This window comes from Streptomyces sp. NPDC046727 (assembly GCF_040645635.1).
Taxonomy (GTDB): Bacteria; Actinomycetota; Actinomycetes; order Streptomycetales; family Streptomycetaceae; genus Streptomyces.
On the sequence record NZ_JBEYYR010000014.1, the window covers coordinates 1 to 12,626 of the forward strand.

Annotated in this window: 7 protein-coding genes and 1 pseudogene; 2 read left to right on the forward strand and 6 right to left on the reverse strand. The window is 68.0% G+C overall.

Going from position 1 to position 12,626, the window contains the following annotated elements:
- Positions 1–388: 388 nt before the first annotated feature.
- The 4 genes from ABZ937_RS19085 to ABZ937_RS19100 all read right to left on the reverse strand — a co-directional run bounded on the left by ABZ937_RS19085 (position 389) and on the right by ABZ937_RS19100 (position 6,383).
- Positions 389–1,225: a GNAT family N-acetyltransferase gene (locus ABZ937_RS19085; RefSeq protein WP_361693232.1), complete on the reverse strand. Its 837-nt coding sequence runs from the start codon at positions 1,223–1,225 to the stop codon at positions 389–391.
- 79 nt (positions 1,226–1,304) lie between these two features.
- Positions 1,305–2,336 carry an NUDIX domain-containing protein gene (locus ABZ937_RS19090; RefSeq protein ID WP_361693527.1) on the reverse strand — a complete coding sequence of 344 codons (1,032 nt, stop codon included), beginning with the start codon at positions 2,334–2,336 and terminating at the stop codon, positions 1,305–1,307.
- Between the two features lie 164 nt (positions 2,337–2,500).
- Positions 2,501–4,405, reverse strand: coding sequence for a methyltransferase, FxLD system (fxlM, locus tag ABZ937_RS19095; RefSeq protein ID WP_361693234.1), 1,905 nt, complete (start codon positions 4,403–4,405; stop codon positions 2,501–2,503).
- Between the two features lie 19 nt (positions 4,406–4,424).
- Entirely contained in the window at positions 4,425–6,383 is a 1,959-nt protein-coding gene (locus ABZ937_RS19100) for an ABC transporter ATP-binding protein (protein ID WP_361693529.1), read from the reverse strand.
- Positions 6,384–7,068: 685 nt separating this feature from the next.
- Between ABZ937_RS19100 and ABZ937_RS19105 the strand changes: the two are divergent.
- Positions 7,069–7,293: pseudogene (locus ABZ937_RS19105) on the forward strand (IS5/IS1182 family transposase); the annotation flags it as partial.
- A gap of 342 nt (positions 7,294–7,635) precedes the next feature.
- Here ABZ937_RS19105 and ABZ937_RS19110 read toward each other — a convergent pair.
- Positions 7,636–7,938: a hypothetical protein gene (locus tag ABZ937_RS19110; protein WP_361693236.1), complete on the reverse strand. Its 303-nt coding sequence runs from the start codon at positions 7,936–7,938 to the stop codon at positions 7,636–7,638.
- 90 nt (positions 7,939–8,028) lie between these two features.
- On the opposite strand from ABZ937_RS19110, the gene ABZ937_RS19115 reads away from it, so the two are divergent.
- The gene (locus tag ABZ937_RS19115; RefSeq protein WP_361693238.1) at positions 8,029–11,163 is read left to right on the forward strand and encodes a hypothetical protein; all 3,135 of its coding nucleotides are present in this window, start codon (positions 8,029–8,031) and stop codon (positions 11,161–11,163) included.
- Positions 11,164–11,850: 687 nt separating this feature from the next.
- On the opposite strand, the gene ABZ937_RS19120 is transcribed toward ABZ937_RS19115, so the two are convergent.
- Complete coding sequence (locus ABZ937_RS19120; RefSeq protein ID WP_361693240.1) at positions 11,851–12,555, reverse strand: hypothetical protein; 705 nt, start codon at positions 12,553–12,555, stop codon at positions 11,851–11,853.
- Between the last annotated feature and the right edge of the window lie 71 nt (positions 12,556–12,626).

Consider the following 12,626-nt stretch of genomic DNA (forward strand, 5'->3'; position numbering starts at 1 on the left):
CCACCAGCTTCGGCCCCGGCTCGGGCAGCAACGGCTCGATGAGCGACCACAGTTCGTCCGACACGATCCACGGCCGCGACTGACGCTTCCCCACGCCCCGACCAACGAGCAGACAAGCCGATGGTTACTTGATCAACAACTTCTGTTAGGACCTCTAAGAGCTGCCCGCCGACTGCATCAGCGGCCCCCATGCCATCTGCCCCCCACACACCGAGCTGGACTTCCTCGCGCGCTACACCGAGTCCTGAACCACTGCGCTGTCTCTGCATGCATGCAGACCCCGGCTGACGGCGTCCAGCCGGGGCCCATGCGTCTCTGGCCGCATGTGTCACTGCCGGGAGAGGCGGTTGATCGTGTCGAGGGGCGGGAGCACGTTGGCGGGGCTGCGTCAGCGAGGCAGCTCGTCGCCGGAATCCTGTGACGGAAGGAACTTCACGGCTTTTCGGGCCAGGACGGCAGTGAAGTATTCACGTGCGTCGGGACGCAGTCGGGCCAGGGCGACCATGCCGGTGATGACAGCGTCGGCCACCTCGTCCTGTACGTCTGTCCACGTGTGGCTGTGCCCTTTTCGCGGATTGGTGCCCCGGGCTCCGATGACGGCCTGCGCAGCCTCGCCTACCTCTTCGGCGAGCTTGAGCACTTGCAGCGTCCATTGCTCCTCTGGTGCGAGTCCGTTCTCGGCATCGAGGCGGCTGAACGTGTCGGCCAGACGCTGGATCGTGTCCCAGTCGTCGGTGAGAGCGCCGCGCCTGTGCTGACCGCGGGATTGCGGAGGTAGTGCGGTTCTGCGCATGAGTGCTGGATCGCTGACGAATCCGAGCCCCTCGTACAGAGACCTGGATTCGCCACTGGCGTGCAGTTCGAAAAGGGTGATCTCTTCCTGCTCCAGGTCGTTGAGGAGCGCGGTGAGGGCGGCCTTGGCGTAGCCACGGCGTCGGTACCCGGGCTGGGTGGCCACGGCTTGGATGCGTGCGGCCAGTCCGTGGGGGTACCGGGGTGCGGGCAGTACGGGGCTGACGAGAGCCAGGGCGCAGGTGACGAGTCCTCCCTCAGGTGCGTCGACGACGTAGGCCCGGGCATCGCCATGAGCCTGCAGCCGTTCGGCCAGTTGGTCTCGGCAAAGGGCTAGCCAGTCCGGGGCGAGCGGTTGGGAGAGGATCAGCTCGGATCGCAGGCGGGTGATGCCTTCGGCATCGGCGGGCGTGGCACGGCGTGGATGGGTCACGGGATCGGTCCTGTTGATTCAGCGATGGGTGAGGCGGTAGGGGGTTCACCGGGCGGGTCCTGCCCAGTCAGGGCTGGTATCACGCGCAGGCGGTCGTGTGCGGGTCGGTGATGGGCGAGAAGCGGGCGGGGGCGTGGTCGATCGGGAGATCCGGGCGCCAGGCTGTGAGGATCTGCGCACTGCACTCGAACAGGTCCGGCGGCAGGGCATCCAGCGGCCACCAGCGCCAGTCTCCGACACTCTCGCCAGGCTGGTCGGCCGGCTCGCCCTGCCAGTGGGTGACGAGCGCGCCGAAGGTGATGCGGACGACGTCGCCAACCTGGTCGAGGAACATGCCGAGAAGACGGACGTCGGCCGGCTCGGTGCACAGACCGGTCTCCTCGGCGAGTTCGCGCACGACTGTCTCTTGCAGTGACTCGCCCGGCTCCACGGTCCCGCCGGGCAGCTCCCGTGTGCCCAGCCGGTGTCGGCCAAGGAGGAGGCCCTGGGGTCCGAGCAGTACGGCCCCGACGCCGACGGCCGCGTGGGCGACGGGTGGCTTCGCGGTGCGGGGACGGGCGGTGATCCGGGCCGGCCGGTGGACCTGGAACAGTCGGTAGGAGGCGTGGTTGTTCTTCTCCGGCGCGTCGAGGACGGTGATGCCCTGCACGCGGAACCCGTAGTGCACGAGCAGGTCTTCCCACAACTCGGGTGTGAGCACCCACATGTGCACGGTGAGATCGTCGCCGCCGGCCAGGCGCAGGATCTCTGGGCGTGGGGTGACGGTCGAGGTGGGGCCGTCGCCATCGGAGTTGGTGTGCAGCACGGTGAAGCACAGCCGTCCGCCCGGTTTGACGGCGGTGGCCAGGGCGGGCAGGAGCCGGTGCGGGTCGAGGAAGTGGAAGGTGCTGAGGGAGTAGATCACGTCGTACGGGGCTGTCGTGCCCAGGTACTCGACAGCGTCGGCGTGCACCAGCCGCAGGTCCGGTACATCGGGGTAGCGGGCACGCGCTCGCTCGATCTGGCTGAGGGAAGCATCGACGCCGTCCACCTGCGCTCCGTAGGTGCGGGCCAGGTGGGCGGCGTGCCGACCAGTGCCGCAGCCGATGTCCAGGACCCGCAGGCCCCCGATGTCCCCGAGGAGGGCGTCCCCCCGGCCCGTTTACTGCAGGGCCCCAGCAGATCTGATCCACTTCCGGCAGGGGAGTAGCGCGCTCCAGATGGTGCTTTCCATACGTGTCCCAGGCGAGGCGGGTCTGATGCTCGTTGTCCAACACGTCGACCTCCGTGCTCAGTTCAGGGGCGGAGTGCATAGCAGCGCAGCACGTCGAGATCGGCGGTGCGTACTACGGACCAGCCCGCGGTGAGGATTTCGGCCTCGGCGGGTGTGATCCCGAGGTGCCTGTATGGATCGTTCTCCTCGCGGCGGCCGGCGAGTTCGGTGACGACCCAGAAGGTCCCGCCGGGCGCCAGGACCTGTCGGACGCGGTCGAGGAAGGTCGCCTTGTCGTCGATCCACCGATAAACCAGGCGGCAGGTGACGACCGCATACGCGGCATCCGGTAGGGCGCTGAGGTCATCGGAGACGAAGTCCATCAGGTACCAGACCGGCCCGTCGCCCTGCTGAGTGTTGCGGGCTGCGGCGATGGCGCTGGGCGCGAAATCGATGCCGATGGTGCGGTAACCGAGCTGGTGAAGGTGGTGGGCGAGAGAACCCTCGCCGGTGCCGATGTCGAGAGCCGGTCGTCCGCGGCCCGGTCCGACGTGGTCGGCCAGCAGCGCGGCCTCGGTGCTGGTGACCTCACGATACCGGCGTCCGCCGGCCCAGAGCGGCTCCCAGTAGTCGGCGGTGGCCGGCGCGGTCGCCCCTCGGCTGCTTTGCGAGCGGGCAAGACAGCAGGGATTTTGGTCCTGGGTATTGGCAAGGGCTGCAGGCGCTGTTTCGCCGGGAACGATGGGCCAGTCGATCTTGATTCGAGTGTGCTTCTTATGGAACACGTGCGGGCCGTCGGTGCCAGCGCTTGTCGGTCTGGTGGCCTTCTTGGGTTGGACCGTGATGTGCGGGCAGGGCGCGGCGCGGTGGTTGCGCTGCCACTGCCGGACGCTCTCGGCCATCTCTGTGGCCGCCAAGTGACCGGCTGGTCCGTAGCCATGGATGACGAACTCGTAGAGAGCCTCGCCGCTTTCGCCGTCTCCGATCCGCTCGTGTGCCAGACGGGCGAGTGACGTCCCACGCACGATGGCCGCGCCGGGCCAGTGCGGGGGTGGGGGGCTGATGAGGCCGGTGTGGCGGTCCGGGTCGACGGACAGGCGGCAGAAGCCGGGGAGCGCGCCGGCCAGAAACAGGGTGAGGGAGTCGAAGGGTTCCTCACCCCCGACGGTGACGTGAGTGCGGACCGTGGAGGGCGCCATGTCGAAGGCTGGAGCCAGCTGGTCGACGGGCGTTGGCGATCCGTCCTCGAAGGCAAGGCGGATGCCGCAGCCTGGGATGGTGCGTAGATCCGGTGCCCATGCGCCGGCGCCCTGCATGGGGACGAAGCCGCACACGGTGAGCGGCTCCTCACTGACGAGCGCACCGTCGCGTTTGGTGAAACCGATGGACCACACGTACTGGTGGAGGCGCAGCGGGGCGACGAGGCGTCCGCCCTCCGCAACCGTGGTGATCCACGGCAGATCCCAGGTGTCGACCGTGACGATCACCGCATCGAAGCCGCCCTCGGGGATGGCCTCGGGGGGTAGATGCTCGGCGTCCGCCGTCAGGACACGGACACGGTCGTATCCGGTGGCGCGGAGGAAGCGGGTGGCGCGGTCGGTGACGTCAGGGTCGATGTCGACGGTGGTGACCTGGCCGGTCCGGCCGACCAGTTCGGCGATCAAAGCGGCGTTGTAACCGCCTGAGCCGACCTCCAGGACATGGTGGCCAGACCGGAGGCGGGCCGATTCGAGCATGACGGCCTGCAGCCACGGTGCGCTGACGGAGCTGCTGATGCGGCCGTCGGGCGTGTGGCGTGTGGGGATGATGTCATCGGCGTACGCGGTCTGCACGGCCACTTCCGGTGCGAAAGCATGGCGGGGAACCCTGCGCAGGGCGGCCTCGACAGTGGCGGTGCGTACGTGGCCGGCCGCGAGGAGCTGATCGACGAGCCGGTGCCGCAGTGCACTGGGATCGTGTTCCTGCGCGGTAGCAGGGGGAGTCGTCACGCTGGGCCTTTCGAGCGGGTCATGCGGGATCTACGACGGTGGGGGAGCCGGGGCGGGGGATGGCGGCGGGGGCGTACTGGGCGGCTTGCGCGTCGAACATCGAGGCGTAGCGCCCTTGGGAGGCCATGAGTTCGTCGTGGCTGCCGTGCTCGACGAGCCGTCCGTGGTGCAGGACGTAGATGCGGTCGGCGTGGCGGACGCCGGACATGCGGTGGGTGACCAGGACGACGGCCCGGTTCGGGGCGGCGAGTCGACGGATGCGGTCGAAGGCGGCGATCTCCGCTTCCGGGTCGAGGGCGGAGGTGGGCTCGTCCACGATGAGCACACCGTCGGCATCCGAGGTGAAGCTGCGCCAGTGGGTCCGGGCGAGCCCGATCTTCTGCCACTCGCCGCCCGACAGTTCGCTCGCGCCGCGGAACATCCGGGCCAGCAGGGTGCGCAGCCCGTCGGGAAGTTTTGCGATGACCGGTCCGGCACCCGCGTAGTCCACGGAAGGTTGCAGGTGCTCGGGGTCGGCCGGCCGGGCGGGACGGCCGATCCGGATGTTCAACGCCGCTGTCACGGGCCAGCGTTGGAAGTCCTGGGTGAGCAGTGAGACGCGGTCGAAGACCTCGGAGCGGTCCAGGGAGGCGATGTCGGCCTCACCCCACAACACCGTCCCGCTCTGCGGCAGCAACAGGCCCGAGACCACCTTCATCAGAGTGCTCTTGCCGGAGCCGTTCTCGCCGACCACGGCGCTGACCGAGCCCATGGGCAGCGTGAGGGAGACCTCGTCCAGGGCGGGGGCTTCCCGGTCCGGGTAGCGGTAGCTCACTTTCTCCAAGACGACCTGCCTCACCCGTGCCGGGACGGGGTCGCCCCCGCTGGGGATGGTGCGCCGTGCCGCCTCGTCCAGGAAGCGAGCGTGGTCGCGGACGTAGAGCGACTCCTCGTGCAGTTGGTTGACGTTCATCACCAGCGCGCCCAGGCTCGCCGAGCCGGACCGGACGGCGATGACGGCGGTCCCGGCCACGGCCAGACTCATGTGCCCGCTCATGATCAGCCAGAACATGGCCGCGTACGTCGCCGCCATGGCGAGTCCGGACAGCGCGGCGGCCACCCATTCGGTGACGGCTTTGCCGGTGGCCAGGCGCTCCTGCTCGGCCTCGGCGCTCTCGGCCATCCGCTCGTAGCGGCTGAGCAGGAACGGGCCGACGGCGTGGATGCGCACCTCTTGGGCGGCGGTGCGCTCGGTGAGCAGGTTGCCGATGAGGCGGCTGGCCCGCACATGCTCGACCCAGCTCATCACCGACACGTACCGTTCCTGCGCCACCCGCATCGCGCCCCAGCCGCGCGGCGCCGCGATCAGGATCAGCATCGGCAGGAGGACCGGGTGGAGGATGGTGAGCACACCGGCCGTGGAGATCAGGGAGATGGTCCCGTTCAGCGCGGCGACGCAGGCGCTGATCATGCGGCGGGCGGATCCGGCGCCGTACTGGGCGACATCGATCAACCGCCGGAACTCCGGGTCCTCGATGGCCTCCAGTTCGACCGACGCGGCGGCGGCGAGGTACTGGGTCGTGGCGATCCGCTCGACCAGCGGCTCCAGCCGGCCCGCCCGCGAGGTGGACCATCCGGCCAGGCCGGAGTTGACCACGGCTGCTCCGGCGGCGGCGAGCAGCCCGGGCAGAATTGCGTGCAGCCGCTGCCCGGGGGTGCCGGAGCCGAGCAGCGCGTGCATGACGGCGTTGACCGCGAGCAGCCCGATGGCTGCGGCGAGACCCTGTCCGATCTCGCTGATCGCGACCGTGAGCAGCGCGCGGCGGTCTGCCTGCCACGCCATCCGCAAGGTCGCCCCGACCAGCCTGGGCATGGAGCGCAGAGCCGACGTCATCGTCAAGTCCAGCCGGGCCCGCTCGTGTTCCGACCAGCCCAAGTCGTAGCGCAAAGGACCGCCGAAGAGCTCCTCCTCGGCGTCGGAGACCTCCGGCTCCGCCATCCGCACCCGTCCGAAGAACCTCTTCACAGCGCGCCTCCTGACCCGGGCCGGCTCAGCGCCTGGAAAGCCGGCGTGGGCAGCCACCGCGTCATGGTGAGCGTGATCCGCACAGAGGCCCCGCGGCTGGACTCGTCTCGGTACGAGCACTCTTCACTCCGGGCCACGTTATGGGGGGTCGCAAGTGCTGGTGTTCTAGCCGAAGTCACAAGGTCCCCCTTGATGGTTGTGTGGCTGCTCCTGCGGCTCAACGAGCCGGTCGCAATTTCGAACACATGTGTTTCGGTCGTGTTGGTAACCCTGGGATTTAGCGCGCGCCGGAGCTTGCGGGTTGCATCGACCCTTGCGGTACAAGGGCCGGGGGCTGGAGCGGCAGTGGCCAAAACGCTGAGTGTGCCGCTGTTCCGGCGCCCGGAGACGGGCGCGATCGAGTTGGACCGTGTGAGCAGAGCGCCGGACCGCGGGGAGCGGCGGTCGACCGCGGTCACCAGGGGAAGCGGGCGATCGCAGGCCCGGTGTGAATCCGCAACAAGGTGGTGGCCCTCAAGAGGTCCTCGGGAGTGTCGACCGCCAACCCATCGTCCGCGACGCCGAGCATCCGTACGCGGTGGCCATGTTCGATGAAGCGCAGCATCTCCACGCCTTCGGTACGTTCCAGCGACCCTTGCAGCCCGATAACCAGCGGCTCCGCCGCAAGCGCCGGGGACGAGCCGGTGGCCGGCCACCGGCCTTCGACAAGGTCCAGTACCGCCGTGGCAACGCGGTCGAGCGGTGCGTGAACAAGTGGAAGCAATTTCGCTCGGTGGCCACCCGGTATGACAAGCGCGACTACATCTTCAACGGCACCCTGACCGTCACCGCGACCGTCATCCGACTCCGCGACACCGTCCAAGAGCCATCAGAAACGGCCTAGTCATCACCGTCGACTTCCGGTGCTGGTTCCGTGCTGACTTCCGTGGCCAGAATTGCAGAAAACCGCAGGTCCTAGCCCCGATCGAATGAGTGCTGTTCACGGTGGGGATGACGGCCGTGTCACCCGACGGGGCGTGCGCCCATAAATCTTGTGTCGTCCTGTGGTGGCGGAAACCATGGGATTTACACGTCGGATCGCGCCTGACTTCACATGATGTCAATTGTGGGCGCCCGTACCGTGCTGGTTTGTCGACGACGCATGGCATGAGGTCGCTCAGGGCGGTGTCGTGCAGTCGGTGGGGATCGCGGCTGGGCGCTTTCACACCTCGTCCGACTCCGTGGCTCAGGCATCGTCGGGTTCCAGCTCGTAGTCCTGCCCGGAAGGCGCCGGTGGCCTCGCATCCACGGTCTGCGCCCGCGTCAGCGGTGTGCGACGCATCTGTGCGGCTTCTCGTGCTCGAAGCCTTCCGGCCTCCACGCGGTGCCGGAGCAGGAGAGCAAGGACGTCGCGAGCCGCCCGGCGGCGCGCGGAGCCGGGCGCAAGCATCGCGACCAGGGCGCTCAGGACGACGGTCGCGCTGTAGAGCAGGGCCGCCGCTTCGATGGCCGGCCCGGCGTGATGCAGCAATGTGAGGAGATGAGTCATGGAGGTACCCCCCTCGGGATAGGTTGGGCTGCCATGGCACCTTCGCAGCCTCATGCCCCGTCACGCGATGTGCGACCGCCGTGGAATGGGGTGGATTCGCAGCTCACAGCCGGTGGGGACGGCGTAGCGGGATCGTCTGGTGCACCGGACGACCACGGGACGGCCCAAGAAGATCCGGCTGCGTTCTTCGGGAGGAAGCTCAGGGCTCTGATAAAGGCCAGGAGGCTCTCGCTCGCCCAGATCGCCGACGGAGCCCCGGAGGAACTCGCGCTGTCGAAACAGAAGCTGAGTCGGTGGCAGCGCGGCGAGAACGTTCCGGACTGGAGATCCCTGCGCAGGCTTCTGTCGTCGGTGCTGCTGCCAGATGGTGGATTCGACCGCAGCACGGAACGGACCTGGTATGCCTGGCACGATGCCGCTTACCGTTACCGGCAGGACAACCGGGGCGGACGGCGGATGGCGGCTCCGACCGAGAAGGCGCCGAGGACGGCCGCAGGAGCCTGCGGCGTCCGATTCGATGACGGTGAGCTGGAAGCCCACTGGAGTCCCAGGGCGCGTGGCGTGGAACAGGGCCGGGCCGGTTGGTGCTTCACCGGCCGCACGTTCGCCCTGCGGCAGCTCGTCGCCTGGCTGGATGCCGAGGCTCCCGACGGGCAGGTGCACGTCGTCACGGGTGGCCCAGGGTCGGGCAAGTCCGCCGTACTGGCGCGGATCGTCACGCTGGCACACCCCACGACGCGTGCGCTGACCCCACTGGATGACGCACCCGACGGTACGGTTCCGAAGATCGGCTGTGTGAGCCTGGCGATCCTGGCGCGCGGACGGTCACTCACTGACGTGCTGGCCCGCATCGCTGCGGTGACAGGGGCTGAACTGGCTGCCACGCTGCCCGACCGGCAGCTGGACCTCCTCGTGAGGCACCTGCAATCCCAGCCCTCGCCCCTGACTGTGGTCGTGGATGCGCTGGACGAGGCGGCCGAGCCGGACGCCATCGCGCGTGCCCTGCGGCGGGTCGCCGGTGACGCCGAACAAGCTGGGGTACGCATCCTGGTCGGCACGCGGCCCGGCCACCAGAGAACACTGCTGAGAGCCTGCGGCCACGACGCGCGGGTCATCGACCTCGACAGCGAGCCGTGGCTGCACCGCGACGATCTGGTCGACTACGTGCGCCGGAGGCTCCTGTCCGCGGAGGATCCACACTTGAGGAGCCCGTACCGGAACCGTCCGGAGCTGGCCGAACGGGTGGCGGACGCGGTCGCCGACCGCGCGTTCCCGACCTTCTTGATCGCGCAACTTGTCAGTCGGACACTGACAAGCAGCGACACCGTCTTCGATCCGGACATCGACGACTCGCTGCGCCTGCCAGGGACGGTCGCCGACGCCTTCGACGACTACTTGGTCCGCCTCGGGCCGGATCGGGTCCGGGCGCGGGATCTCCTGATGCCGCTCGCCTACGTTCATGGCAAGGGACTGGCGCGGGACGTGGTGTGGGTGACACTGGCAGGCACCCTTGCCCCAGGCGGTTACACATTGGCCGACGTGGACTGGTTGCTTGCCTCGGCGGCCGACTTCCTCGTCGAGCAGATCGTCGACGACGGCACCGCCTCTTACCGCCTGTACCACCAGGCGCTGGTGGAAGCCCTGCGACTGAGCAGGAGCGAAGACGTGGCCCAACGCCAGATCACCAGGGCCCTGACCGAGCTGGCGCCGATCGTCGGCGCGCGCCGGGACTGGGACAGCGCACCAGCCTACGTACGCCGCTATCTGGCCCTCCACGCCGCGGCCGCCCAACAGCTGGAGCCTCTGCTCAAGGACGCCGCCTTCGTCCTCGCGGCCGAACATGAGGTCCTGACGACGGCACTCGAAGAGTGGACCGATGACGCCGAACCGGAGGAAAGCCGTAGCCGAGCGCAGTTTTTCCGCCTCGTCCCCGACCCGGGAGACGACCGGCTCCGGCGAGCCGCGGAGCTGGAACAGGGCGCGCGCCACCTCGGCCTCGACCACCTCGCCGAGCAGGTGGAGCGCATCGCCCCACACCGACCGTGGACGACATCGTGGGCCCACCTGGGCTGGGGCGACCGTGTCGACGCACACGGCTGCTACCACGGCAACGTCCATGCGGTTGCGATGGTCGAGTCAGACGGGGAGCCGACCCTGGTACTCAGCGGGTGCGGGCGCCTTATCGCACGTCGCCTGTCCGACGGCCAGTTCCTCGCGGAGCTGGGGTCCGGCCGGCCTTACGCCGGCGTGGAGGACTTCGGGGACGACTGGTTCGCGCACCTCGCCTGGGCGTACGGTAACGGCGACGGGGCCCCTGATCCCTTCGATCCGGGCGTGTTGATCTACACGATCGCGAGCGGTCAGGTCGGCGACCAGACCTATCTGGTGACGGGCGCACATGACGGCGCTGTGCGGCTGTGGCACCTGGGGTCGGCCACCACGTGCCCAGCTCACGAAAAGACCCGCACCGCTGCGGTTGCCGCATGGCGTACCGAACGATTCTACGGCCCATTCTGGCTCAAAGGAGCGGGATTCGTGGGCGGCGACCACCCGCTGGTGGTGGCCGCCGAGCTGAACGGTGACGTTCACTTTCTTGATCTGGAGTCCGGATCGCCGGCGCATCCCACCGCAAGGCATCCCGGTGATTGGCTGTGGGCCGTCACCTGCGCGCAGGTGGCCGGGCGCCCCGTGGTGTTGACCGCCGGCACCTTCAGCGGCGACAAGTCCACACGCGGCTGTGTGCAGATGTGGGACCCGGCCACCGGCATGGCCGTGGGGGAGCCGATGCTGCACGACTCCGAGGTGCGGGCTGTCACCGTCACCACCCTGCGCAACCTGACGGTCGCGATCACCCGCACGACCTTCGGTGACCTCAGTATCTGGGACCTCGCCACGCGCCGACTGGTACGGCGAACGAGTACTCATCTCTTCTCGACCCACTCCAACATGGATGTGATGGAGATAGCGGGCCGACAAGTGCTCGTGCTCGGCGCTGAGCCATCCACTCGGACCTGTAAAACCGACTGGTCCACAACAAGCGTCAAAAGAAGCCGAGTTGACCTCGTCGACCTCGTCTCGCTGGAGCATCTCGGTACGATTCGGATCGACGACGAAGTGCTCACCGTACTGGGCATCGGCCGACACCTCGTTGTTGGCTGCATGACAGGAGCAGTGGCCCTGCGGCTGGACGACACGCTGGTGTGGCGAGGGCCTGAAAGACACTGAAGTTCTTGGTCGTCCTTGCCAATCGCGGCCCCCGAGCACACGGGTAGAGCGATCTTGGCGAAGTCGGTCTTGCTCGGCCGGTCGGCGAAGTTCCCTGGCATGGCTCGGCACCGTACGGGCGCAGATATGGCCGCACGCGAGTGCGCATGGGCCCTCGCATTGCCTCGGCAGGGCGGGCGCGATCGCCGGTCCGCCTGGCAGGCCAGGAGGGCGAAGCCACCGTGTCGTGAGGTACCTCGCCTGCTTCAGTGATCGCATGGCGGTGTCCCTCTTCGGGCGGTTGGCTCGTCCCTCTCGGCTCAGGCTTTCGGTGACACTGAGTAAGCATGTGCGTATGCCGTCGGGGGCAATGGAGCGCGCTGCGACGCAGGTCGGCCAGCACCGAAACAGCGTGCCACAAGCCCCGTGCTGGTTCCGTGCTGACTTTGAGGGCCGGAATCATAGAAATCCGCAGGTCCTAGCCGCGGTCGAATGAGTTGTCGTACCACTCGATGGTGGTGCCGATGAGGCTGGCGGCGACGATGCGGGGAAGGCTGGACGGGGCTGGTGGAGCGCCTGCGGGCGACGACATCGGCACCACTTCCTGGCGTTCGACGGGGACGTTTGCGTGTCGCCACACCGTAGGAACGTACAGGTCAGAGGCGTATGTGGAGGGGCGCCATGTCCTCAGGTTGAGCGGACCCGCAGTCAGCGACTCGTACCGGCGTCGTCATCGTCGTTCGAAGAATTCCGCTGTCTCCCGCTGCCTGGAGAGGAGTCGTCCCCTTGCTGTACCAGTAGTTCCACGAGCGCGGCATCCGCTCTTTTCTGGTCTTCCTTCGTCAGCCCGAGCGGTGCGTTGTTGTAAACGGTGTAGCGATCTGGATCGATGATGTTGGCGGCCCTCAAACTGAACGTCAGCAAGGGGCGCCAACCCTTGCGGTGGCCGACCCGCACTTGTAGCTGGGCCTTGTAGTCACGGGGCTCCGGGAGGAATCCGGAAAACGGTGCTTCGAACTCGATGAAGAGTTGTTGCGCTTCTCTGCCGGGCACGACGAATCCGGCGGGCAGCTTCGCCTCCTCGTCCGGACCCGGTTGGAGCCGGGACGGTGAGGACACCCACAGGAGGGGCAGATGAGAGGCGGGCTCATCAGGGAAGGTAAGGGTGATGTCCTGTACGACGATCGGTTTGGGACCGGTGTTGTGCAGGATGAGCGGCAGTCGTAGGCGTGCCGTGGAACCGTGGACGATCGCCGCGAAGGCATGAGGTTCCCACGCCTTCAGGCGTCCCTGTCGGGCGTTGAGCCACCAGAACGACGCGACGGTGAAGAGCAGTGCGCAGGCTGAGACCACACTGGCGCCGGTAAGCGATGAGGACGCGATCTGATCCGCCGCGACCATCAGCGGAACCACAGATTCAGTCTGCCAGCCCCGCCGTGGGCTCGCTAACAGGACGAGTGGAGGCTGACAGTCCCCCGGAACGG